This is a genomic window from Variovorax sp. GW822-FHT04A09 (genome assembly GCF_058801005.1).
The window spans coordinates 346,150-369,444 of sequence record NZ_JBXAMV010000004.1; the positions used below are offsets into that span (position 1 = coordinate 346,150).

Annotated in this window: 22 protein-coding genes; 14 read left to right on the forward strand and 8 right to left on the reverse strand. The window is 69.7% G+C overall.

Annotated elements, in window-relative coordinates:
* Position 1 precedes the first annotated feature (1 nt).
* A complete protein-coding gene (locus tag AC1RLW_RS21730) occupies positions 2–2,077 on the forward strand; it encodes a sensor histidine kinase (RefSeq protein ID WP_493195012.1) in 2,076 nt (691 codons plus the stop codon).
* A gap of 49 nt (positions 2,078–2,126) precedes the next feature.
* Positions 2,127–2,753, forward strand: coding sequence for a response regulator transcription factor (locus tag AC1RLW_RS21735; protein ID WP_062480799.1), 627 nt, complete (start codon positions 2,127–2,129; stop codon positions 2,751–2,753).
* 20 nt (positions 2,754–2,773) lie between these two features.
* Here AC1RLW_RS21735 and AC1RLW_RS21740 read toward each other — a convergent pair whose 3' ends face one another.
* The 5 genes from AC1RLW_RS21740 to AC1RLW_RS21760 all read right to left on the reverse strand — a co-directional run bounded on the left by AC1RLW_RS21740 (position 2,774) and on the right by AC1RLW_RS21760 (position 6,114).
* Complete coding sequence (locus AC1RLW_RS21740) at positions 2,774–3,253, reverse strand: 2,4'-dihydroxyacetophenone dioxygenase family protein (protein WP_159274136.1); 480 nt, start codon at positions 3,251–3,253, stop codon at positions 2,774–2,776.
* A gap of 136 nt (positions 3,254–3,389) precedes the next feature.
* Positions 3,390–4,328 carry a helix-turn-helix domain-containing protein gene (locus tag AC1RLW_RS21745; protein ID WP_493195013.1) on the reverse strand — a complete coding sequence of 313 codons (939 nt, stop codon included), beginning with the start codon at positions 4,326–4,328 and terminating at the stop codon, positions 3,390–3,392.
* A 136-nt stretch (positions 4,329–4,464) separates the two neighbouring features.
* On the reverse strand, positions 4,465–5,022 hold the full coding sequence (locus tag AC1RLW_RS21750) for an OmpA family protein (protein ID WP_062480792.1): 558 nt from the start codon (positions 5,020–5,022) through the stop codon (positions 4,465–4,467).
* Between the two features lie 85 nt (positions 5,023–5,107).
* The gene (locus tag AC1RLW_RS21755) at positions 5,108–5,767 is read right to left on the reverse strand and encodes a YiaD family glycine zipper/OmpA-like lipoprotein (protein WP_062480790.1); all 660 of its coding nucleotides are present in this window, start codon (positions 5,765–5,767) and stop codon (positions 5,108–5,110) included.
* 197 nt (positions 5,768–5,964) lie between these two features.
* A complete protein-coding gene (locus AC1RLW_RS21760) occupies positions 5,965–6,114 on the reverse strand; it encodes a hypothetical protein (RefSeq protein ID WP_167395077.1) in 150 nt (49 codons plus the stop codon).
* Here AC1RLW_RS21760 and mltA point away from each other — a divergent pair.
* Together mltA and AC1RLW_RS21770 are read left to right on the forward strand one after the other, a co-directional pair.
* The gene (gene mltA / locus AC1RLW_RS21765; RefSeq protein ID WP_062480787.1) at positions 6,113–7,261 is read left to right on the forward strand and encodes a murein transglycosylase A; all 1,149 of its coding nucleotides are present in this window, start codon (positions 6,113–6,115) and stop codon (positions 7,259–7,261) included. The genes AC1RLW_RS21760 and mltA overlap by 2 nt on opposite strands.
* Positions 7,262–7,422: 161 nt before the next feature.
* Positions 7,423–9,645 (forward strand): PhoX family protein, encoded by a 2,223-nt coding sequence (locus tag AC1RLW_RS21770; protein WP_493195015.1) that lies wholly within the window; start codon positions 7,423–7,425, stop codon positions 9,643–9,645.
* A 31-nt stretch (positions 9,646–9,676) separates the two neighbouring features.
* On the opposite strand, the gene AC1RLW_RS21775 is transcribed toward AC1RLW_RS21770, so the two are convergent.
* Positions 9,677–10,150: an Lrp/AsnC family transcriptional regulator gene (locus tag AC1RLW_RS21775; protein ID WP_062480783.1), complete on the reverse strand. Its 474-nt coding sequence runs from the start codon at positions 10,148–10,150 to the stop codon at positions 9,677–9,679.
* A gap of 105 nt (positions 10,151–10,255) precedes the next feature.
* Here AC1RLW_RS21775 and mdeB point away from each other — a divergent pair, with 105 nt between their 5' ends.
* The 10 genes from mdeB (at position 10,256) to AC1RLW_RS21825 (ending at position 21,684) form a co-directional block, all read left to right on the forward strand.
* Positions 10,256–12,919 (forward strand): alpha-ketoglutarate dehydrogenase, encoded by a 2,664-nt coding sequence (gene mdeB / locus AC1RLW_RS21780; RefSeq protein ID WP_493195017.1) that lies wholly within the window; start codon positions 10,256–10,258, stop codon positions 12,917–12,919.
* 74 nt (positions 12,920–12,993) lie between these two features.
* A complete protein-coding gene (locus AC1RLW_RS21785; RefSeq protein WP_070063260.1) occupies positions 12,994–13,770 on the forward strand; it encodes a FadR/GntR family transcriptional regulator in 777 nt (258 codons plus the stop codon).
* A 157-nt stretch (positions 13,771–13,927) separates the two neighbouring features.
* Complete coding sequence (locus AC1RLW_RS21790) at positions 13,928–15,253, forward strand: MFS transporter (protein WP_489060674.1); 1,326 nt, start codon at positions 13,928–13,930, stop codon at positions 15,251–15,253.
* Between the two features lie 16 nt (positions 15,254–15,269).
* On the forward strand, positions 15,270–16,199 hold the full coding sequence (gene ltnD / locus AC1RLW_RS21795) for an L-threonate dehydrogenase (RefSeq protein WP_307695231.1): 930 nt from the start codon (positions 15,270–15,272) through the stop codon (positions 16,197–16,199).
* Between the two features lie 43 nt (positions 16,200–16,242).
* The gene (denD, locus tag AC1RLW_RS21800; protein WP_070063257.1) at positions 16,243–17,256 is read left to right on the forward strand and encodes a D-erythronate dehydrogenase; all 1,014 of its coding nucleotides are present in this window, start codon (positions 16,243–16,245) and stop codon (positions 17,254–17,256) included.
* A gap of 3 nt (positions 17,257–17,259) precedes the next feature.
* Positions 17,260–18,531, forward strand: a complete 1,272-nt coding sequence (gene otnK / locus AC1RLW_RS21805) for a 3-oxo-tetronate kinase (RefSeq protein ID WP_493195020.1) — start codon at positions 17,260–17,262, stop codon at positions 18,529–18,531.
* Positions 18,528–19,193 carry a class II aldolase/adducin family protein gene (locus AC1RLW_RS21810; RefSeq protein ID WP_493195021.1) on the forward strand — a complete coding sequence of 222 codons (666 nt, stop codon included), beginning with the start codon at positions 18,528–18,530 and terminating at the stop codon, positions 19,191–19,193. The genes otnK and AC1RLW_RS21810 overlap by 4 nt, the downstream gene beginning before the upstream one ends.
* A gap of 12 nt (positions 19,194–19,205) precedes the next feature.
* Positions 19,206–20,024: a 2-oxo-tetronate isomerase gene (gene otnI / locus AC1RLW_RS21815; RefSeq protein ID WP_493195023.1), complete on the forward strand. Its 819-nt coding sequence runs from the start codon at positions 19,206–19,208 to the stop codon at positions 20,022–20,024.
* Positions 20,021–21,220, forward strand: a complete 1,200-nt coding sequence (locus AC1RLW_RS21820) for an amidohydrolase family protein (RefSeq protein ID WP_493195024.1) — start codon at positions 20,021–20,023, stop codon at positions 21,218–21,220. Before otnI ends, AC1RLW_RS21820 begins: the two co-directional genes overlap by 4 nt.
* The gene (locus AC1RLW_RS21825) at positions 21,217–21,684 is read left to right on the forward strand and encodes a RidA family protein (protein WP_062479653.1); all 468 of its coding nucleotides are present in this window, start codon (positions 21,217–21,219) and stop codon (positions 21,682–21,684) included. The genes AC1RLW_RS21820 and AC1RLW_RS21825 overlap by 4 nt, the downstream gene beginning before the upstream one ends.
* Here the strand turns inward: AC1RLW_RS21825 and AC1RLW_RS21830 are convergent.
* Both AC1RLW_RS21830 and AC1RLW_RS21835 read right to left on the reverse strand, forming a co-directional pair.
* Positions 21,677–22,327, reverse strand: a complete 651-nt coding sequence (locus AC1RLW_RS21830; protein WP_062479651.1) for a TetR family transcriptional regulator C-terminal domain-containing protein — start codon at positions 22,325–22,327, stop codon at positions 21,677–21,679. The two genes, AC1RLW_RS21825 and AC1RLW_RS21830, sit on opposite strands and share 8 nt — an antisense overlap.
* Positions 22,324–23,286, reverse strand: a complete 963-nt coding sequence (locus tag AC1RLW_RS21835) for a PDR/VanB family oxidoreductase (protein WP_070063251.1) — start codon at positions 23,284–23,286, stop codon at positions 22,324–22,326. Before AC1RLW_RS21835 ends, AC1RLW_RS21830 begins: the two co-directional genes overlap by 4 nt.
* Between the last annotated feature and the right edge of the window lie 9 nt (positions 23,287–23,295).

Sequence of the window (23,295 nt, forward strand, 5' to 3'; positions counted from 1 at the left end):
GATGGCCGACGAGGCGCTCGACGTTCCTGCACCGCCGCCGCCGCAACAGCAGCCGCAGCGCCGGGGATGGGGCGTCGCCTTCGCGCGCCTGCGCTCGCTGTGGAAGCGCTGGTTTCTGTGGCTGCTGCTGGCGGTGCTGGTGTCGGCGCTGCTGGTCACCGTCGTGTGGCTGGCCGGTCGGCACGAGGTCGAGCAGGTGCAGGCCGCGCTGGAGCGCGACACCGCCGACGCCGTCGTCGACCTGCGCAGCGGCCTGCAGCGCAATGCCCAGAGCCTGCGCGCCACGCTCGCGCCGGGCATGGAGCGCACGCACTGGGCCGACCGCGCGGCGGCGCAGCTGCGCGAGCACCGCGAATGGCTGCGGCTCGAATGGCGCGACGCGCAGCTGCAACCCATCGAGGCCGTGAACACGCCCTACCGCACGCGCATCCTCGAGGAGAGCAACCGCGGCCCCGCGCAGTCCGACGTGGCGCAGGCCTGCGCCACCGCGCGCAAGGCCGGTGCGCCCGCCTACTCGCCCAGCCACTACGTGCCCGTGGCCGGCGGCGGCGGCGTCGAGGTGATGGAGCTGTGCCTGCCGATGGACGCCGGCGACTACCTGGTGGCCAGCTATTCGCTGCGCGACACGCTGGTCGAGCTGGTCGGCCCCACGCTCACGCGCGGCCAGGAGGTCGCCTTCACCGAGGCCGACGGCACGCGGCTGGTGGCGCTGGGCACCTCGCGGCGCATCGGCACGCGCGTGTTCACCTCGCAGCAGCGCATCGACCTGCCGGGCGCCTCGCTCATGCTGCGCGTGGACGGCTGGCGCGCCGCGCCCGACCTGTTCCCGAACATGCTCACGGCGCTGGTCACGGCGATCTCGATCGCGCTCGTGTCGGTGCTCGTGCTGCTGGCGCGCGACACCCGCCGCCGCCTGCGCGCCGAGCGCGACCTGGCCGACGCGCTGGCCTTTCGCAAGGCGATGGAAGACTCGGTCATCACCGGCTTGCGCGCGCGCGACCTGCAGGGGCGCATCACCTACGTCAACCCGGCCTTCTGCGAAATGGTCGGCTTCACGCCCGAAGAGCTCATGGCCGACAGCGTCGAGGCGCCCTACTGGCCGACCGAGCTGGCGCACGAATACCACCTGCGCCAGACGCGCCGCTTCGCGGGCGGCCTGCCGCCGCGCGAGGGCTTCGAGTCGGTCTTCATGCGCAAGGACGGCACGCGCTTTCCGGTGCTCATCTTCGAGGCGCCGCTGATCAACGCGCACAAGGTGCAGACCGGCTGGATGAGCGCCTTCATCGACGTGAGCGAGCAGCGCCGCGTCGAGGAACTCTCGCGCGCCAGCCAGGAGCGCCTGCAGGCCAGCGCGCGGCTGGCCACCGTGGGCGAGATGGCCTCGCTGCTGAGCCACGAGCTCACCCAGCCGCTGGCCGCCATCGCCAGCTATGCCACCGGCTCGCTCAACCTGATCGGGCCCGAGGCGCGCGGCGAGCAGGCCGAGGTGGCCATGGCCGTGAAGCGCATCGCCGAGCAGGCCGACCGCGCGGGCCAGGTGATCCGCAGCGTGCACGACTTCGTGCGCCGGCGCGACCGCATGCGCGAGGCCGTGGCGCCGCAGGCGCTGATCGACGCCGTGCTGCCGCTGGTGCGGCTGCAGGCGCGCAAGCTCGACGTGACGATCGAGATCGTGTGCGAAGAGCGCCTGCCCGCCGTGGTGTGCGACCGCACGCTGGTCGAGCAGGTGCTGCTGAACCTGGCGCGCAACGCCATGCAGGCCATGGACGGCGCCGACCACGCGCCCGGCAGCCGCGTGCTGCGCCTGCGCGTGGCGCGCGCGCTGCCGGTGGGCGCCACCGTGCCGGCCGACGGCCGGCGCTGGCTCGAGTTCTCCGTGGCCGACCTGGGCTGCGGCATCAGCGAGGAGGTGGCGGCGCGCCTGTTCACGCCCTTCTTCACCACGCGCCCCGACGGCATGGGCCTGGGCCTGAGCCTGTGCCGCACCGTGGTGGAGCAGCACGGCGGCGCGCTGATGTTCGAGCCCAACCGCCCCCGGGGCACCGTCTTCAGGTTTACGCTCCCGGCTGCGGGATAGCCGCCTTTTTCTCCTTCTTCGTTTTCTCTGTTCCGCTGGACCTCATGGCATGCAACCGCTGATCGATGGCTTGATCTTTATCGTGGACGACGACGCCAGCGTGCGCGAGGCGCTGGCCTGGCTGCTGCGCTCGCGCCGCCTGGCCAGCGAGCACTTCGGCAGCGCCGAGGCCTTCGAGCAGTACCTGGACGAGGCACCGCTGCCCGACCAGCCGCGCTGCCTGCTGCTGGACGTGCGCATGCCCGGCATGAGCGGGCTGGTGCTGTTCGACCGGCTGGCCGAACGCGGCCTGCTGGCCGAGATGCCGGTGATCTTCCTGACCGGCCATGCCGACGTGCCCACCGCCGTCGAGGCGGTCAAGCGCGGGGCCTTCGACTTCTGCGAGAAGCCGTTCTCGGACAACGCGCTGGTCGACCGCATCGAGCAGGCGCTGGGCATGTCGCAGCGCGCGCTCGAGGTGCAGCGCGTGCGCCGCGGCCTGGCCGACCGCATCGCCGAGCTGACCGACCGCGAGCGCGACGTGATGCGCCTCGTGGTCGAGGGCCTGCCGAACAAGCTCATCGCCGACCAGCTCGCGATCAGCGTGCGCACGGTGGAGGTCCACCGGGCGCGCGTGTTCGAGAAGATGGAAGTGAAGTCGGCGGTGGAACTCGCCAACCGCCTGCGCGACCTCTAGCCCGCACCGCAGGTCGGGCCTCAGCTGTGCACGTGCTGCGCCGCGCCGTCGCGCGTGGCCATCTCCAGCATGCTGCGGCCGTCGACGATGCCGACGACGTTGCCGTCCTCGCCCAGCCCGGCAATCGCGCCCTCGAACACGCAGAACAGCACGCAGCCGCCGTCGGAGCGCGGCTGGTGGATGTCGCCGGCGGGCTCGTGCATGTAGTCGCCCGGGCGGCCGATGTCGTTGCGCTCGTAGTAGATGTCGCCTTCGAGCACGATCACCTCGATGGCGCCCAGGTGGTGGTGCACCGGCGCCTCGGTGCCGGGATCGACCTTCAGCAGGCAGGTGAAACCGCCGCTGCGCCGGTTGATGCTCAGCAGCTTGTAGGCCACGCCGGGCATGACCCACGGCTTCCATGGATAGCTTTCGAGCTTCTGGAAATGCGGGTACGGCAGCGTGATGCGCGCGTGGGCGGCGCTGGCGGGCGGCGTGGCTTTCAGGGCGGTCAGGGTCATGGTGTCTCCGTGGGTGACGCGGCCGGATCGGCCTGCCAAGCCAGTCTAGGAGCGGCTTCCCACGCCATGGCCTGTTGGCCCGAACGAAGCACGGGATGTCGAAAGTGGCGCGCTTTTGCGCAAGTTGCGGTGCTGTTCAGCGCATGCGGCGGTAGGCACTCGGCGCCACGCCGAGGAACGCACGGAAGCGCGTCGAGAAGTAGGCGGGGCTGCCAAAGCCCATGCGTTGGGCCACGGCCTCGATGGGCAGGTCGCTGGTGCGCAGCAGTTCGGCGGCGCCTTCCAGGCGGCGGCGCAGCAGGTACTGGTAGGGCGCCATGCCGCTGGCCGCCTTGAAGCTGCGGATGAAGTGGTCCTGCGACAGGTGCACCAACGCTGCCAGGTCGGCCAGGCCCAGCGGCGTGGCCAGGTGCGCGTCGATGTGCTCGGTCACCCGGCGCAGCTGCCGCGGCGTCAGGACCGGCTGCCGCCGCGCGCCCTCCGCGCGCGGCAGCGCACCGCGCCCCGGTGCGCAGTGGCGCCGCACGAGGTGATGCGCCAGCAGGTGCTGGCTCTGCGAGAGCAGCAGCGAATCGGGGCTCGCGGGCACGTTGCCGTACAGCTCCACCTCGCTCACCAGCATCTGGAAGAAGCCTTGCAGCCAGGGGTCGCGGATCGCGAAGAAGGGATCGATCTCCGCCGCCGGCCCGAGGTCTTCCTCGGCGGCGACACGCGCGATCAGCGCCTGCCCGATGTACAGGTGCACCACGCCGCAGCGCCCGCCGATCTCCCATTCGGTGCCGTCGCAGGGGATGAAGCTCACGCTGCCCAGCCGCGAGCGCGAGGCGACGAGCTTGCCGCGCTCGTACTTGCGCACCGCCGTGCTGCCGTTCTCGTGCAGCACCAGCACGTGATGCGCCGCGCCGTGGAAGGGCAGCCAGCACGCGTCCTGCTGCCAGCGGGCGGCGAACAGCTGGTCGCCGCCGGTCACGAGGTACTGGGGTTGCGCACCGGTGCCCGCGGCGATGATGTCCGGGGCGAAACGGGATGCGATGTGGGATGCGACGCTCGATGGGGCCGGCGCGATGGCGTTCATCGGAGTTTCCTCTCGTGTCCGCCCGGCACGCGGTGCGCGCGCCGCGTGCAGGCCGCGCGATGTTAGGGCCGGCGGCGCCGTGCCCTCATGCGGGATTTCCTCACGGTGCCGCGCGGGGTGCGCGCAGCACCGGTGCTCAGATCTTCTCGGCGACGAAGATTTCGACGCGGCGGTTCTGCGCGCGGCCGGCGGCCGTGCCGTTGTCCGCCAGCGGCTCGCGCGAGCCGCGGCCGTCGGTGGTGATCACGGTGGTCGACACGCCACGGCCCACCAGGTGGTTGCGCACGCTGTCGGCGCGGCTCACCGAGAGGCGTTCGTTGCCTTCCTCGCTGCCCGTGCTGTCGGTGTGGCCGACCACGCGCAGGCTGGCGGTGGTGGCGCTCTTCAGGCCTTCGGCGACCTTGTCCAGCACCTGCGCGAGGTTGCGCTTGACGTTGGCGCGGCCGGTGTCGAACGAGAGTTCATTCGGAATCACGACGTGAAGCTGGTTGTCGGCGGTCTGCGAGATCACCACGCCCGTGCCCTTGGTGGAGCTTTCGAGCTCGGCCTTCAGCGCGTCCAGGCGGGCGGTCCAGCTGTTGGCCGGTGCGGCCTGCTGTGCGGCCGGTGCTTCGGCCGGCGGGGTCGACGATGCGCACCCCGCGATGAACAACACAGCGGCCAGGGCCGCGCTAGACACAACAAACTTCCTCATGAATTTTCCCTCTGCTTGGACCAATGAAAACTGAAGCGGGAACCGGCCGTTCGATAGGGCGGCCGGTTTCCCGGTGGGGCGGCGATCAGCCGCGCTGTGCGCGCTCGCCCACGTAGATCTCGACGCGGCGGTTCTGTGCCCGGCCGGCGTCGCTGTTGTTGTCGGCCACCGGCTCATGCGAGCCACGGCCTTCGATGCGGAATGCCGCGGCGCTCACGCCGCGTGCCACCAGGTAGTCGCGCGTGCTGGCAGCGCGGTCCACCGACAGCGGGTTGTTGATGGCGTCGGAGCCGGTGCTGTCGGTGTGACCAATGATGCGCACCTCGGCGTTCGGGTTGTTGCGCAGGCCGTTGGCGAACTGGTCGAGCACGGGCGCGAAGTTCGACTTGATGTTGGAGCGGCCCACGTCGAACGACACGTCGCTCGGAATGGCGAGCTTGAGCTCGTTGTTGGCCGTCTGCGTCACGGCCACGCCGGTGCCCTGCGTGGCGGCTTCCATCTGGCGCTTCTGGTTTTCCATGCGCTGCGACCACAGGTAGCCGCCGAGTGCGCCGGCTGCCGCGCCGACCACCGCGCCCGTGCCGATGGCACCGCGGTTGCCGCCGGTGGCCGAGCCGATGGCGGCGCCGCCGAGTGCGCCGATGCCGGCACCGATGCCGGTGTTGCGCTGGGTGTCGGTCATTCCGCCGGCACAGCCGGACAGGACGAGGGCAGCTGCGGTGGTTGCAAGAACGAACTTTTTCATGGCGATCCCTTTCAAGGTTGAATCAAGCGGGCCACAGCTTAGCCCCCGGCGGGTATGCGATGGTACGTGCTCAAAGCCCTACGGAAAATAAGAAAACTTTCGCCATCGCCCGTGAATGCTGCGATGATTGCTACTAAAGTTGTAGCAATGGGGTGCTTGTCCGACAGTGGGCCGCGCCGTGTGGCTACACGAGCAATTCACACTTTGGGCGGCGAATCCTTGTCCTCACGCTCGGCGTCGGGGTCGTCATGCAATTCACCCTTGTTACGCCCGGAAAACATGGTCCACCAGATGATCAAGATCAGGACGAGTCCCGCGGCGAGGGCTTCAAGCAGAATCAAACCCATGAGAAATGGACTCCAGTGGCTGGTCGGGCTTGCGATCGTAGCAACGCTTGCCGGCTGTTCCCTCGGCCCCCGCGCCCCCGACACCCCCACCCGACCCACCGTCACCCCGCCGCGCGACCTCGGTCCGCTGACCGGATCGCTCGCGCATCCGAAAAGCCGCTGGGTGCCCGTGGGCTGGTCCGAGCTGCCGGGCTTCAGCGAAGACCCGCTGCATGAAGCGTGGATCGCGCTGCTGGCCAACTGCGCACGCCCCAACGCCGCCTTCGCGCCGCTGTGCCGCGAGGTGCGCCAGCTCGCTATCGCCACGCCCGAGGAGCAGCGCCGCTGGATGACCGACCGGCTGCAGCCCTACCGCGTCGAATCGCTCGCGGGCCAGAGCGAAGGCAAGCTCACCAGCTACTACGAGCCCGTGTACGAAGCCTCGCGCGTGCCCTCGGCCGGCTTCAGCGTGCCGCTGTACCAGGCGCCCGACGGCCTCGTGCCCAAGCGCCCCTGGTTCACGCGCCAGGAGATCGAGACCCTGCCCGAGGCCCAGGCCGCGCTGCGCGGTCGCGAGATCGCCTGGATGGCCGATCCCATCGACGCGCTGATGCTGCACATCCAAGGCTCGGGCCGCTTGCGCATCACCGAGGCCAACGGCTACCAGCACACCGTGCGCGTGGCCTACGCGGCCACCAACGAGCAGCCGTACCGCAGCGTGCAGCAGTGGCTCATGAGCCAGGGCGTGGCCAAGGTCGGCAAGTGGCCCGACGACACCAAGGCCTGGGTGGCGCAGAACCCGCAGCGCGTGTCGCAGCTGCTGTGGAGCAACCCGCGCTACGTGTTCTTCCGCGAAGAGACCATGAGCGAGCTCGACGCCGCCTTCGGCCCGCGCGGCGCGCAAGGCGTGCCGCTGACGGCGGGGCGCTCCATCGCGGTCGACCGCGAGAGCATTCCCTACGGCACGCCGGTGTGGCTCGCCTCGAACGGTCCGACCGCGCAGCTGCAGAAGCTGGTGGTGGCGCAGGACACCGGCAGCGCCATCCTGGGCGCCGTGCGCGCCGACTACTTCGCGGGCACCGGCGCAGAGGCCGGCCGGCTGGCGGCGAGCGTGAACCAGCCGCTGCGGTTGTGGGCGTTGTGGCCGAGGCAACTGCCGGCGCCCTGAGGGGCGCAGCGTTCGCGCTGCCATGTGTGGCGCGGGCGTGAAGGTTTTTTGACGAAATCTCGCCGTACCCCAACCAACGGCCGAGCGTTTCACAGGCATGTCATGCGAAGTGCCTAACTTCGCGGGCTGGTTTCAATCCCAACCCACGAAAGATATTGCGCATGACCGCAAACACCCGCACGGACGCCCACGGCGTCGATCTCGACGATGTCGGCACCAACGATTCCCCGAACCCGTCCTTCACCGACCTGGTCGCGTCGCGCCTGAGCCGCCGCCATCTGTTCGGCCTGGGCGTCGGTACCGCCGGCACCGCACTGCTGCAGGCCTGCGGTGGCGGCAGCGGTGGTGGCGGCGCAGCCTTCCCCATCATTCCGCCTGCACCGGCTCCCGCACCGGCCCCCGCCCCGTCGCCCACGCCGCTGAAGCTGGGCTTCAACCCCGTGGCCAAGAGCCTCGACGACGTCGTGACCGTGCCCGCCGGCTACACCGCCAGCGTGCTCTACCGCCTGGGCGACCCGATCGCCGCCGGCGTGGCCGCGTACAAGAACGACGGCACGGATGATCCGGCGACCTATGACCGCCGCGCCGGCGACCACCACGACGGCATGACCTTCTTCGGCGTCAACGCCACGAACAAGTGGGACCCGGCCAACGCCACGCGCGGCCTGCTGGTGATGAACCATGAAGCCATCACGCCCTTGTTCCTGCACCCGACCGGCCAGACCGTCGTGGGCGGTGTGCGCACCGTCGCCGATGAAGTGAAGCGCGAGTTCTACCTGCACGGCGTGAGCGTGGTCGAGGTCAACAAGACCGGCAGCAGCTGGAGCTACAAGCAGGATTCGAGCTTCAACCGCCGCGTCCACACGCTCACCGACATGCAGTTCTCGGGCCCGGCCGCCAAGACCGACTACCTGAAGACCAAGTACTCGACCGACGGCAGCAAGACCCGCGGCACGCTCAACAACTGCGCCAACGGCACCACGCCGTGGGGCACGTACCTCACCTGCGAAGAGAACTGGGCCGGCTACTTCCGCCGCATCAAGGGAACCGACGACAGCAAGCGCTCGGCGAAGGAACTCGCGAGCTTCAGCCGCTACGGCGTGGCCAGCACCGGCCGCGAACTCTGGGCCACCGTCACGCCCGACACCGCCGACGGCCAGTACGGCCGCTGGAACACCGAAGTCCTCGGCGCCTCGGCCACCGACGACTACCGCAACGGCCACAACACCTACGGCTGGGTGGTCGAGATCGATCCGTTCAACCCCACCAGCACGCCGAAGAAGCGCACCGCACTCGGCCGCTTCGGCCACGAAGGCGCCTGCCTCGGCCCGGTCGTGGTCGGCAAGCCGCTGGTCTGGTACATGGGCGACGACTCGCGCAACGAGTACATCTACAAGTTCGTCTCCACGAAGAACTGGGACGCGGCCGACATCGGCGGCGGCATGGCCGCGGGCGACAAGTACATGGACGACGGCCGCCTCTATGTGGCCCGTTTCGACGAAGACGGCACGGGCGTGTGGCTCGAGCTCAAGCTCGGCGTGAACAACATCACCTCGAACTACGACAAGTACGCCTTCGCCGATGCGGCGGACGTCGTGACCAACGCCCGCCTGGCCGCCGACGCCGCCGGCGCGACCAAGATGGACCGCCCCGAGTGGACCGCCGTCAACCCGAAGACCGGCGACGTCTACGTGACGCTGACCAACACCAACGCCGCCTCTCGCCCGATCGGCAAGACCAGCGCCTCCAACCCGCGCTACTACGACGACAGGACGACCGCCAACGCACCGCAGCTGGGCAATCCGAACGGCCACATCGTGCGCTTCGCGGACGAGAACGCCGACCCGACCTCGCTGCGCTTCAAGTGGGACGTGTATCTCTTCGCCGCGCGCTCGACGGCGTCGGCCGACGTCAACCTCTCGCAGCTCACCGCAGACAACGACCTGTCCAGCCCTGACGGCATGTGGTTCAGCCACGCCGCCCCCGGCCTGCTCTGGCTGCAGACCGACGACGGCGCCTACACCGACGTCACCAACTGCATGCTGCTGGCCGCACTGCCCGGCAAGGTGGGCGACGGCGGTGCGAAGGTGATCACCAACGTCGATGCCGCGACCAGCACCACGCGCACGCAGAACACCTTCGTGGGCAAGGCTCCCGGCACGGAAGGCCTGCGCCGCTTCCTGGTCGGCCCGAAGGACTGCGAACTCACCGGCATTGCCGAGTCGGGCGACGGCCGCGCGCTGTTCGTGAACATCCAGCATCCGGGTGAAGGTTCGAAGAAGGACGAAACGCCGATCAGCCACTGGCCGGACGGTGGCAGCAGCCGCCCGCGCTCGGCCACCGTGGTCATCACCAAGAACGACGGCGGCCTGATCGGTCTCTGAGTTTCTTTCCGCCCCGTCGGGGGCGTGCCGATTACAACGGCGCTGCTGGCAACGGCAGCGCCGTTTTGTATCTGACCTGCTTGAGCGCAAAGCTCGAGCGGATCTTCTCGATCCCCGGAATCGGCGTGAGCTGCTCCATGATGAAGCGCTCCAGCGCCGCCATGTCGGCCACGGCGATGCGGATCAGGTAGTCGCTGTCGCCGGTCATCAGGTAGCACTCCATCACCTCGTCGTGCTCGGCGATGCGCTGCTCGAAGTCGGCCAGCGACTGCTTGCTCTGCGTGGTCAGGCTGATCGAGATGAACACGTTGAGCCCCAGGCCCAGCGCCTTGGCGTTCGCAAGCGCCACATAACGGTCGATCACGCCGCTGGTCTCCAGCACCTTCACGCGCGCCAGGCAGGGCGAGGGCGACAGGTGCACGCGGCGCGCGAGTTCGACGTTCGACAGGGCGCCGTCGCGTTGCAGCTCGTCGAGAATGCGCAGGTCGATGGCGTCGAGTTCCATGAAATTCCGTAAAGCGCTTGGGTCGCGGCATTTTATGCTTGCGAATAGCCATGAAGTCGCAGGTGCCGGTAGCTAATTTTCCGCAAGGCGGCTTAAAGTGCTGGCATGAACGCCCCGATCTCCGCCGACCAGATGCGCGCCCTGTTGCTCGACACGCCGCCGTCGCACGACCCCGACCCCGAAGAGACCGCCGAATGGCGCGACGCCTTCCTGGCGCTGGCGCAGACGCAAGGTCCGCAGCGCGCGCGCCAGATGCTGGCCGAGCTGGCGCGCCTGGCGCGGCAGCAACGCATCGGCTGGCAGCCCGAGCTGGCCACGCCGTACGTCAACACCATCGCCGCGGCCGACCAGCCGCCGTTCCCGGGTGACCTCGCGGTGGAAGAAAAGCTCGCTTCGCTCATGCGCTGGAACGCGCTCGCCATGGTGGCCAAGGCCAACCAGGCGTACGGCGAACTCGGCGGCCACATCGCCAGCTACGCGAGCGCGGCCGATCTGTTCGAAACCGGCTTCAACCACTTCTTCCACGCACGCAGCCCGGCGCACCGCGGCGACCTCGTGTTCTTCCAGCCGCACAGCGCACCCGGCGTGTATGCGCGGGCCTACCTCGAAGGCCGCCTGAGCGAAGAAGACCTGAACCACTACCGCCAGGAACTCACTGCGCCGGCCTTCACCGACGGCAGCGGCGCGCGCGGCCTGTGCAGCTACCCGCACCCGTACCTGATGCCGGACTTCTGGCAGTTCCCCACCGGCTCGATGGGCATCGGCCCGATCAGCTCGATCTACCACGCGCGCTTCATGCGCTACCTCACGCACCGCAACCTGCTGAACTGCGAAGGCCGCAAGGTCTGGGGCGTGTTTGGCGACGGCGAGATGGACGAGCCCGAATCGATGAGCGCGCTGACGCTCGCCGCGCGCGAAAAGCTCGACAACCTCGTGTGGGTCGTCAACTGCAACCTGCAGCGCCTCGATGGCCCGGTGCGCGGCAACGGCCGCATCATCGACGAGCTCGAAAAGCTCTTCGCCGGGGCAGGATGGAACGTCGTCAAGCTCGTGTGGGGCAGCGACTGGGACGGCCTGTTCGCGCAGGACGTGAGCGGCGCGCTCGCGCGCGTGTTCGCCGAAACCGTCGACGGCCAGATGCAGACCTTCGCCGCGAAGGACGGCCGCTTCAACCGCGACAACTTCTTCGGCCAGAACCCCGAGCTCGCGCGCCTGGCCGAAGGCATGACCGACGAGCAGATCGACCGCTTGAAGCGCGGCGGCCACGACCTCGTGAAGATCCATGCCGCGTACGCCGCCGCTGCTGCCCACAAGGGCCAGCCCACCGTCATCCTGGCCCACACCAAGAAGGGCTACGGCATGGGCAGCGCCGCGCAGGGCAAGATGACCACGCACTCGCACAAGAAGATGGGCGACGTGGACCTCATCGAATTCCGCGACCGCTTCAACCTGCCGCTCACCGATGCGCAGGCCACCGCGATGGACTTCTACCGCCCTGCCGAAGACAGCGCCGAGATGCGCTACCTGCGCCAGCACCGCGAAGCGCTCGGCGGCGCCATGCCGCGCCGCGAGACCGCCTGCGACGTCGTGCCCAAGCCCGACATCGCGGCCTACGCGCAGTTCGCCACGGCCGCCGCGGGCAAGGAGATGAGCACCACCATGGCCTTCGTGCGCATGCTGGGCAACCTCATGAAGGACAAGGCCCTGGGCCCGCGCATCGTGCCCATCGTGGCCGACGAGGCGCGCACCTTCGGCATGGCCAACCTGTTCAAGCAGGTCGGCATCTATTCGAGCGTGGGCCAGCGCTATGCGCCGGAAGACATCGGCTCGGTGCTGAGCTACCGCGAAGCCACCGACGGCCAGATCCTCGAAGAGGGCATCAGCGAAGCCGGCGCCATCGCCAGCTGGACGGCCGCGGCCACCAGCTACAGCGTGCATGGCCTGGCGATGCTGCCGTTCTACATCTACTACTCGATGTTCGGCTTCCAGCGCGTGGGCGACGCCATCTGGGCCGCGGCCGATCAGCGCGCACGCGGCTTCCTGCTGGGCGCCACGTCGGGGCGCACCACGCTCGGCGGCGAAGGCCTGCAGCACCAGGACGGCAGCAGCCACCTCGTGGCCGCGACCATTCCCAACTGCAAGGCCTACGACCCGGCCTTCGCGGGCGAGATGGCCGTCATCGTCGACGCGGGCATCCGCGAGATGATGGTCGAGCAGCAGGACGTGTTCTATTACGTCACGCTCATGAACGAGAACTACGCGCAGCCCGACCTGCCGGCGGGTGCCGAGGCCGACATCCTGCGCGGCTGCTACCGCTTCGGCACGTATGCGCCGGCATCGGGCAAGGCGAAGCAGAGCGTCACGCTGCTGGGCTCGGGCGCGATCCTCACCGAGGTCATCAAGGCCGCGCAGCTGCTGGCCGACGAAGGCATCGCGGCCGAGGTGTTCAGCGTCACGAGCTGGAGCGAACTCGCGCGCGACGGCCAGGCCTGCGAGCAGCGTGCGCTGGCCGGCGAGAAGAATGCCGGCACGCCCTTCGTCGCGCAGCAACTGGGCAAGGGCGGCAGCAAGGCCCCGATCGTCGCCGCCACCGACTACGTGCGCGCCCTGCCCGAGAGCGTTCGCGCCTTCCTGCCCGAAGGCCGCCGCTACCTCACGCTGGGCACCGACGGCTTCGGTCGCAGCGACACGCGCGCCGCGCTGCGCGGTTTCTTCGGCGTGGACGCGGCGAGCATCGCGCGGGCCGCGCGGCACGCGCTCGGCGCCTGACGCCAGCGCGGCCATGCGGCGTGACGGTGCGGTGCCTGCGTTAGAGTCGCAGGCCCCACCGCCTTCCCGCGCCCATGACCGCCCGCTTCCAGTCCCTTGCTCCCGCCGTCCGCCTGGCCGACCAGGTGGCGGAAGCGCTCGTGGCCGAGGTGCGCAGCGGGCGCTTGTCGGAAGGCGACCGGCTGCCCACCGAGACCGCGTTGGCGACCCAGTTCGGCGTGAGCCGCACGGTGGTGCGCGAGGCGGTGTCGCGACTGAAGTCGCTCGGGCTGGTCGATTCGCGCCAGGGCAGCGGCGTGTACGTGCGCGCTGCCGGCGTGGAGCCGCTGCGCTTCGAGATGCCGCACGTGGCGTCGCGCGAAGCGGTGGTGCAGATGGTCGAGCTGCGCCGCGCGCTCGAGGCCGAGGTGGCCGCGCTCGCGGCCGAGCGCCGCACGCCCGAGGACATGCTGCGCATCCGCGACGCCATCGATGCGCTGCACGCGGCGGTGTCGATGGGCGGCAACGGCGCCGACGAGGACGTGCGCTTTCACCGCGCCATCGCCGAGGCCGCGCGCAACCCCTTCCTCATCGGCACGCTGCAGTACCTGCGGCAGTTCCTGCATGGCGCCACCCGCGTCACGCGCGCCAACGAGGCGCGCCGCGCCGACTTCGTGCGCGAAGTGGCGCAGGAGCACGCGCGCATCGTCGAGGCCATCGACGCCGGCGACCCGCTGGCCGCGCGCGAAGCCGCCAAGGCCCACATGGACAACGCCATCCGCCGCATCGAGCAGGCCGACCCGGCCTTCTGGCAGCAGGAAGGCGCCCAGCTCGCCCGACCCCTGGTCGAAGGCTGGCCTGCGGGCAAGTAAGCCCACGCTTACGGTCTTCTCAAGAGGGCAGAATGTGCGGGTTATCCCGTATCCGGGAGCTTGTCTTAAATTTGTATGATGACCTGACAAGTAAGGGGCGACCGCGCCGCAGGGTGACGGGACGACCCCGTTTTTTCATCCAGCGGACTCCCTCCCAATGACTTCCACCCTCCAGGCCGGCGCGCCCCTCGCGGCTGACGCGCCCGACGCCGCGCTCGAAAAACGCGCCTACGCCAAGGTGTTCTGGCGCCTCGTGCCCTTCCTGATGCTGTGCTACGTGGTCGCGTACCTCGACCGCGTGAACGTCGGCTTCGCCAAGCTGCAGATGGGCGCGGACCTCGGCTTCAGCGAAACCGTGTTCGGCCTCGGTGCCGGCATCTTCTTCCTGGGCTACTTCCTGTTCGAAGTGCCCAGCAACCTGCTGCTCAACCGCGTGGGCGCACGCGTGTGGATCGCGCGGATCATGATCACCTGGGGCCTGCTGTCGGCCTGCTTCGTGTTCGTGGAAACGCCGACCAGCTTCTACATCCTGCGCTTCCTGCTCGGCGTGGCCGAGGCGGGCTTCTATCCCGGCGTGATCCTGTACCTGACGCACTGGTACCCGTCGCACCGGCGCGCGCGGATCATCGCGGTGTTCATGTCGGCGATTCCCGTGGCGGGCATCTTCGGCAACCCGCTGTCGGGCTGGATCATGGACGCCTTCCACGGCGTGTCGGCCATGCACGGCTGGCAATGGATGTTCATCATCGAAGCCATTCCCGCCGTGCTGGTGGGCGTGATGGTGCTGTTCTACCTGGACAACGGCATCCAGCACGCACGCTGGCTCTCGCCTGAAGAGAAGAACCTGCTGCAGCGCGAGGTCGACCGCGACCAGGCGCACGGCGCCAAGGGCCCGCACTCGGTGGGCGCGATGTTCCGCGACGCGCGCGTGTGGTGGATGGCGCTCATCTACTTTGCCTTCGTCATGGGCCAGTACGCGCTGACCTTCTGGCTGCCCACGCTGGTGAAGGCCACGGGCGTGCAGGGCAACTTCAACATCGGCCTGCTCAGCGCCATTCCGTTCCTGTGCGCGATCGTCGCGATGAACCTGTTCGGCCGCAGCGCCGACGCGCGCCGCGAGCGCCGCTGGCACCTGATCATTCCCGCGATGATGGGCGCCGTGGGCTTCACGGTCGCGGCCTCGTACACGCAGAACACGGTCGTGTCGCTGACCTTCCTGTCGCTCGCCGCGGCCGGCGTGCTCACCTGCGCGCCGCTGTTCTGGTCGCTGCCCACCGCCTTCCTCTCGGGCACGGCGGCAGCCGCCGGCATCGCGGTCATCAACTCGGTGGGCAACCTCGCGGGCTTCGTGAGCCCGTACCTCATCGGTTACCTGAAGGACCTCACGGGCAGCACGCAGATCGGCATGTACGTGCTGGCCGGCGCGCTGGTGCTCGGTGCCATCGGCGTGTGGCTCACCCCGAAGCAACTGGTCAATCGCTGATCGAAGGACGCACGACATGACTTCTTCTTCCAACACCACCCCCGTCGTCGGCCTCGTGGGCCTGGGCGCCATGGGCAGCGGCATGGCGCAATCGCTGCGTCGCGCGGGCCATGCACCGCATGTGTTCGACGTGCGTCCCGGCGTGGCCGAGGCCTTCGCGCGCGAGGGCGGCACGGCCTGCGACACGCTGGCCGCGCTCGGCGCGCAGTGCGACATTGTGGTCAGCGTGGTCGTCAACGCGGCGCAGACCGAGTCGGTGCTGTTCGGCGACGGCACCACGCCCGGCTGCGCGGCATCGATGAAGCCCGGCAGCCTGTTCGTGATGTGCTCCACCGTCGACCCGAACTGGTCGGTGGCGCTCGAAGCGCGCCTGGCGCAGCAGGGCATCCTGTACCTCGATGCGCCGATCTCCGGCGGCGCCGCCAAGGCCGCGAGCGGCCAGATGACGATGATGACCGCCGGCACGCCCGCGGCCTACGAGAAGGCCGGCGCCATGCTCGACGCGATGGCCGCCAAGGTCTACCGCCTGGGCGATTCGGCCGGCGCGGGCAGCAAGGTGAAGGTCATCAACCAGCTGCTGGCCGGCGTGCACATCGCCGCCGCGGCCGAGGCCATGGCGCTGGGCCTGCGCGAGGGCGTGAACCCGGACGCGCTGTACGAGGTCATTACCCACAGCGCCGGCAACAGCTGGATGTTCGAGAACCGCATGGCCCACGTGCTGGCGGGCGACTACACGCCGCTGTCGGCCGTCGACATCTTCGTGAAGGACCTGGGCCTGGTGCTCGACGTGGCGCGCGCCAGCAAGTTTCCGCTGCCGCTGTCGTCCACCGCGCACCAGATGTTCATGCAGGCCTCCACGGCCGGCTTCGCGCGCGAAGACGACAGCGCGGTCATCAAGATCTTCCCGGGCATCGAGTTGCCTGCTGCGAAAGAATCGAAAAAATAGCATCGAGCGTCTGCGCTCCACCGACCCAGGAAAGACACACACCATGAACGTTCTCATCACCGGCGGCTGCGGCTTCCTCGGCGCCCGCCTCGCCCGCACCCTGCTCGCCGGCGGCCCGCTCGCACTGGCCGGCGGCCAGCCTCAAGACATCGCACGCATCACGCTGGCCGACCGCGTGCCGCCGCCCGCCGACCTCGCAGCCGACGCGCGCATCCAGTTCGTGCAGGGCGACCTGTACGAGCAGGCCGCCAACGGCGCATTGCCGCTGGCCGACACCGACGCCGTGTTCCACCTCGCCGCCGCCGTGAGCGGCGAGTGCGAGGCCGACTTCGACCTCGGCATGCGCAGCAACCTGGACACCACGCGCGCCCTGCTCGACGCCTGCCGCAGCGCGGGCCATGCGCCCGTGTTCGTGTTCTCCAGCTCCGTCGCCGTGTTCGGCGATTCGCCCGAGCAGCGCCTGCCCGCGGTGATCGAGGACACCACGCTGCCCACGCCGCAGAACAGCTACGGCATCCAGAAGTTCATCGGCGAGCAGCTCGTGGCCGACTACACGCGCAAGGGCTTCGTGCAGGGCCGCAATGTGCGGCTCATGACGGTGTCGGTGCGCCCGGGCCGTCCGAACGGCGCGGCCTCCAGCTTCCTGAGCGGCATGCTGCGCGAGCCGCTGGCCGGCGTGCGCGCACGCTGCCCCGTGGCGCCCGAGACGCCGGTCGCGCTGGCCTCGCCCGGCAACACCGTCGCGGGCATCGTGCGCGCGGCCACCGCCGGCGCGGCCGAATGGGGTGCGCGCACCGCCGTCAACCTGCCCGCGCTGACCACCACCGTGCGCGAGATGGCGCAGGCGCTCGAGCGCATCGCCGGCACCGAGGCCACCGCCCTCATCGACTGGGAACCCGACGCCGCCATTGCGAAGATCGTCACCAGCTGGCCCAGCCGCATCCATGCGGCGCGCGCCGAGGCGCTGGGCCTGAAGGCCGACGCCAGCTTCGACGCCATCCTGCGCGACTACGTGCGCGAGAACGCGCAGGCAGTCACGCTGGCGCTGAAGGGCTGAGCGATGGCGAAGCTCGTGCTCGGCTGCATCGCCGACGACTTCACCGGTGCCACCGACCTGGCCAACAACCTCGTGCGCGCCGGCATGCGCGTGGTGCAGACCATCGGCGTGCCGGCCGGCCCGCTCGATGCCGACGTGGATGCGGTCGTGGTCGCGCTCAAGTCGCGCACCATCGCACCGGCCGAAGCCATCGCGCAGTCGCTCGACGCATTGCGCTGGCTGCAGGCGCAGGGCGCGCAGCAGATCTACTTCAAGTACTGCTCTACCTTCGACAGCACCGCGCAGGGCAACATCGGCCCCGTGACCGAGGCGCTGATGGACGCGCTGCAATGCGACTTCACCATCGCCACGCCCGCCTTCCCCGACAACAAGCGCACCGTGTTCAAGGGCTACCTGTTCGCGGGCGACGTGCTGCTCAACGAGAGCGGCATGCAGAACCATCCGCTCACGCCGATGACCGACCCGAACCTCGTGCGCGTGCTGCAGGCGCAGTGCACGCGCAAGGTGGGCCTGATCGACCACGCGGTGGTCGCACGCGGCGCAGCGGCCATCGAAGAACGCATCGCGCAGCTGAAGGCCGAGGGCGTGTCGATCGCCATCGTCGACGCGGTCTCGAACGACGACCTGCTGCGCATGGGCCCCGCCCTCGCGAAGCTGCCGCTGCTCACGGCGGGCTCGGGCGTAGCCATCGGCCTGCCGGCCAACTTCGGCCTTGCGCCGTCGTCGCAGGCCAGCGCCTTGCCGAAGGCCGGCGGCAAGACGGCGGTGGTGTCGGGCAGCTGCTCGCTGGCCACCAACCGGCAGGTGCTCGACTTCATCCAGCGCGGCGGCGCGGCCATGGCCATCGACCCGCTGCGCATCGCGGCGGGCGTGGACGTGACCGCCGAAGTGCTGGCCTGGGCCACACCGCTGATCGACAAGGGTTCTGTGCTCGTCTACTCGACCGCCGAAGCCGGCGCCGTGAAGTCGGTGCAGGGGCGGCTCGGCGTGGAAGAAGCCGGTGCGATGGTCGAACGCACCATCGCCGCCATTGCGCGCGGCCTGGTCGAGCGCGGCGTGCACCAGCTGGTGGTGGCCGGCGGCGAAACCTCGGGTGCCTGCGTGCAGGCGCTGGGCATCGCGCAGATGCAGATCGGTCCGCAGATCGACCCCGGCGTGCCGTGGTGCCATGCGCGCTGCGATGCGGCACCCGAAGCCGGGCTGCACATCACGTTGAAGTCGGGCAACTTCGGCAGCGACGATTTCTTCACCAAAGCTTTTACAGTGCTCGCATGACCGAGAACGAAGCCCGCGACGAAATCTGCCGCGTCGGCCGCAGCCTGTTCGAGCGCGGCTACGTGCACGCCACGGCGGGCAACATCAGCGTGCGGTTGGACGACGGCTTCCTCATCACGCCGACCGACGCCTGCCTGGGTTTTCTCGATCCCGCGCGGCTCGCACGGCTCGATGCCCAAGGCCAGCAGACCGGCGGCGACCGCGCCAGCAAGACCATCGCGCTGCACACGCGCATCTACGCCGCCGCGCGCGGCTTCGATGCCGCCACGGCCTGCGTGATCCACACGCACAGCACGCACTGCGTCGCGCTGACCTTGGGCAACCCGCAAGCCGAACTGCTGCCCGCGCTCACGCCTTACTTCGTGATGAAGGTCGGCCATGTGCCGGTCATCCCGTACCACCGCCCCGGCGCGCCCGAGGCGGCCGAGCAGGTGGCAGACACTATCGCGCGCTACGGCGCGGCCGGCACGCCGATCCGCGCGGCGATGCTCGCGCGCCTGGGCCCCAACGTCTGGCACGAAACACCGGCCGCCGCCATGGCCGTGCTCGAAGAGCTGGAAGAAACCGCACGCCTGCAGATGCTCACGCAGGCCACCCGGCCCGCACCGCTCGCCCCCGATCAGATCGATGAACTGCGCCGCACTTTCGGTGCGCGCTGGTAGTACAAACACCCCATGCCCCAATTCGCCGCCAACCTCTCGATGCTCTACCCGGAGCTCGCATTTCTCGACCGCTTCGACGCCGCCGCGAAAGACGGCTTCCAGGCCGTCGAGTACCTCTTCCCCTACGACTTCCGCAAGGAAGAGATCGTCGCGCGCCTGAAGCACAACGGCCTGCAGCAGGTGCTGTTCAACGGCCTGCCCGGCGACTGGGCCGGCGGCGAACGCGGCCTGGCCTGCCTGCCGGGGCGCGAGGGCGAATTCCGCGAAGGCATCGCGAAGGCCATCGACTACGCCGTGGCGCTCGACTGCCCGCGCATCCACGTCATGGCCGGGCTGGTGCCCGAAGGCCTCGCACGCGAGGCGGCGGAAGCCGTCTATATCGAGAACCTGCGCTGGGCCGCGGCCGAGGCTGCGAAGGCCGGGCGTGACGTGCTGATCGAGCCGATCAACACGCGCGACATCCCGCGCTTCTTTCTCAACCGGCAGGACCACGCGCACCAGATCGTCGAGACGGTCGGCGCCGCCAACCTCAAGGTGCAGATGGACCTGTACCACTGCCAGATCGTCGAAGGCGACGTGGCGATGAAGCTGCGCCAGTACCTGCCGACCGGCCGCGTCGGCCACCTGCAGATCGCGGGCGTGCCCGAGCGCCACGAGCCCGATGTGGGCGAGCAGAACTACGACTACCTCTTCGGCGTGATCGACGAGGTGTCGGCGCAGTGCGGCTGGCAAGGCTGGGTCGGTTGCGAGTACCGCCCGCGCCGCGGCATGGAACCCGGCGGCACCTCGGCCGGCCTGGGCTGGCTGCGCGACTGGCGCCAGCGCGCATGACGACGCTCGAAGCGCTGCGCATCCCGATGCCGCTGCGAGGTTTTGCAGCGGGCGATGCGCAGGTCTTCGACGTCACGATCGACGGCGACAAGATCGCGTCCATCGTGCCCAGCGCCTCACAGACGCAGGCGCGCGGCACGCTGCTGAGCGCCCTCGTCGAGGCGCATGCGCACATCGACAAGAACTTCACCGTGCAGGACGTCGGCGCCGCGCAGGGCGACCTGTTCACCGCCATCGAGCGCATGGGCCGCCACCGCGCGAGCTGGACCGGCGCCTCGCTGCGCCTGCGCATGGAGCGCGCGCTGCACGAGGCCTGGCGCGCCGGCACGCGCGCGCTGCGCACGCACCTCGATTGGGTCGAGCCCGAGCCGCCGGCCGCGCTGGCCGTGTTCGAGGCGCTGCGCGAGGAATGGGCCGGCCGCATCGAGCTGCAGTTCGTCGCGCTCGTGCCGCTCGACGTGTTCGCGGACCCCGCCGCCGGCGAGCGCATCGCGCGCGACGTGAAGCGCGCGGGCGGTTCGCTGGGCGCGTTCATCTACCGCAACGACGGCCTCTTCGCCAAGCTGGGCCGTGTCTTCGACCTCGCGCAGCAGCACGGGCTGGGGCTGGACTTCCACGTCGACGAAGGCCTGGACACCGACGCCAGCGGCCTGCGCAGCATCGCGCAGCTGGTGCGCGCGCGCGACTTCCAGGGCCGCGTGGTCTGCGGCCACGCCTGCTCGCTCTCGGTGCAGGACGATGCGGTGGCCGCCGAAACGCTCACGCTGTGCGCCGGCGCCGGGCTGCACCTCGTCGCGCTGCCGACCACCAACCTCTACCTGCAGGGCGCGTGGGACCGCACGCCCGTGGCGCGCGGCATCACGCGCATCCGCGAGGCCGCTGCGCACGGCCTGCGCGCCAGCCTGGCTACCGACAACGTGCAGGACGCCTTCTATCCCTACGGCAGCTACGACCTGCTCGAGACCTTCGGCCTGGGCGTGCAGATGGCGCACCTGGCGCCCGCCGCCGACTGGCTCGACACCATCACCGTGAACCCCGCGAAAGCGCTGGGCCTCGCATGGGACGGCCGCATCGCGCCGGGCTGCCCGGCCGACCTGGTGGTGCTGGCCGCCACCGACGAACACGAACTCATCGGCCCGCGCGGACGGCAACGCACCGTCTACCGCGCAGGCCGGGCACTGGAGAACACACCATGAGCATGGGCAAGCCGATGGCCAACTATGCCGCCGCCAAGCGCGTCGGCGATTTCGTCTTCATGAGCGGCGTGGTCGCCGTCGACCCGGCCACGCGCCGCGCGGTGGCCGGCTACGACGCCATCCCGGAAGAAGCCCGCACCGCGCTGCAGGGCGTGGGCTATGCCACGGGCCAGATGTCGGTCGACATCTTCGAGGCGCCCATCGTGGCGCAGAGCTGGTTCGTGCTGGAGCGCATCCGTCAGATCGCCGCCGAGCACGGCGGCACCATGGAAGACGTGGTGAAGCTGGTGCAGTACTTCCGCCACCTGCCGCACTACGCCTTCTACAACCGCGTGCGCGGCCTGTTCTATCCGGGCGAGCCGCCGGTGAGCACGGTGGTCGAGGTGTCGCGCTTCCTGCCGGGCGACGAGGTGCTCGTCGAGGTGGAAGCCACCATGTACCTGCCGCAGCGCGCGGCTACTTGACGCCCGCGCCCTTGAGCAGGAACTCCGTCACCTGCTCGATCAGGTAGCGGCGGTCCTTGTCGTCGCCCTGCTGCGCCGTGTTGCGGTAGTAGGCGGCTTGCGTGGCGTGGTCGGCGTAGAACTGCGTCACGGCCCAGATGTGGAACAGCACCAGCATCGGGTCGGCGGTGTCCATCAGGCCCTGGTTCATCCAGTTCTGGATCACGGCGGCGGCCTGGTCGGTGCGCTGCTTGCTCGTGTCCATCATGCTGTTGATGACGGGCGCGCCGCGCATCATCTCGGCGGTGAAGATGCGCGAACGCAGCGGATGCTCGAACGAGAACATCATCTTGCGCTGGATCAGGTCGCCCAGCACCTTGCGTGGGCCGAAGGCCTCGTCGCTGAAGCCGAACACCACGATCCAGTCGGTCAGGATGTCCTGCAGCACCTGGCGGTACAGCGCTTCCTTGCTCTCGATGTAGTAGTGCAGCTGCGCCTTCGACAGGCCCGCCTTGTCGGCGATGGCCTGCGTCGACGCGCCGGCCAGCCCTTCGCTGGCGAACACCTCGATGGCGGCCTGGTTGATGAGGCCCAGCACCTGCGTGTACTTGCGCGATCGCCCGCGCGTGGCGGGGGCTTCGCTGTCGGTGTCCGTCACGCTCACAGCTGCAGCACCAGGTCGGGGCCCTTGGCGCGCGAGCAGCACAGCGCCACCTTGGTGCGCCGCTCGGTGCCCGTGAGGCAGAAGTCGCGGTGCTCGGCGCCTTCGCCGTCGCCCTCGACCACGCAGGTGCCGCACAGGCCCTGCTGGCACGACACGGGGATGTCGATGCCGACTTCGTGCAATGCGTCGACCGCGGTCTGGTCGGCCGCCACCGGCACCTCGATGCCGCGCCGCGCCAGCTTCAGCGTGAAGGGCAGGCCCGTGGTGGCGGCGGCCGTGCCGGTGGGCGCGGCGAAGTACTCGGTGTGCAGTGCATCTTCGGGCCAGTGCGCGGCGGCCTCGCGCACGGCCTGCATGAAGCCGCCGGGGCCGCAGACGTACAGGTGCGTGTCGGGCGCGCGCTCGGCCAGCAGGGCGCGCAGGTCGATGCGTTGCGTCGCATCGCCCTGGTCGAGGTGCAGCTTCAGGTGCGGCGCCAGCGCGGGCGCGTGCAGCGCCTCGGCAAAGGCCAGGTGCTCCTCGCTGCGCGCGAACACGCACAGCGTGAAGTCGGCGCCGCGCGCGGCCAGCGCCTGCGCCATCGCCAGCAGCGGCGTCATGCCGATGCCGCCGGCCAGCAGCAGGTGGCGGCGGGCCTCGGCGCGCAGCGGGAAGGTGTTGCGCGGCGCGCTGATCGCGATCAGGTCGCCCTCGCGCACGCGCTCGTGCATCGAGGCCGAGCCGCCGCGGCTCGCGTGCTCGCGCTTCACGCCGATCACGTAGCCGCCGCTGCCCGAGGGCGCGCGCGCCAGCGAGTACTGGCGCGAGAAGCCGCCGGGCATGTGCACGTCGATGTGCGCGCCGGCCTCGTAGCCGGGCAGCGGCCGGCCCCACGGATGCGCCAGCTCGAAGGCCAGGATTTCCGGCGTCTGCCGCGAGATGCGTTCGACACGGACGGTCAGCGTGCGTTCGAGGCTCATGGTGTGTGT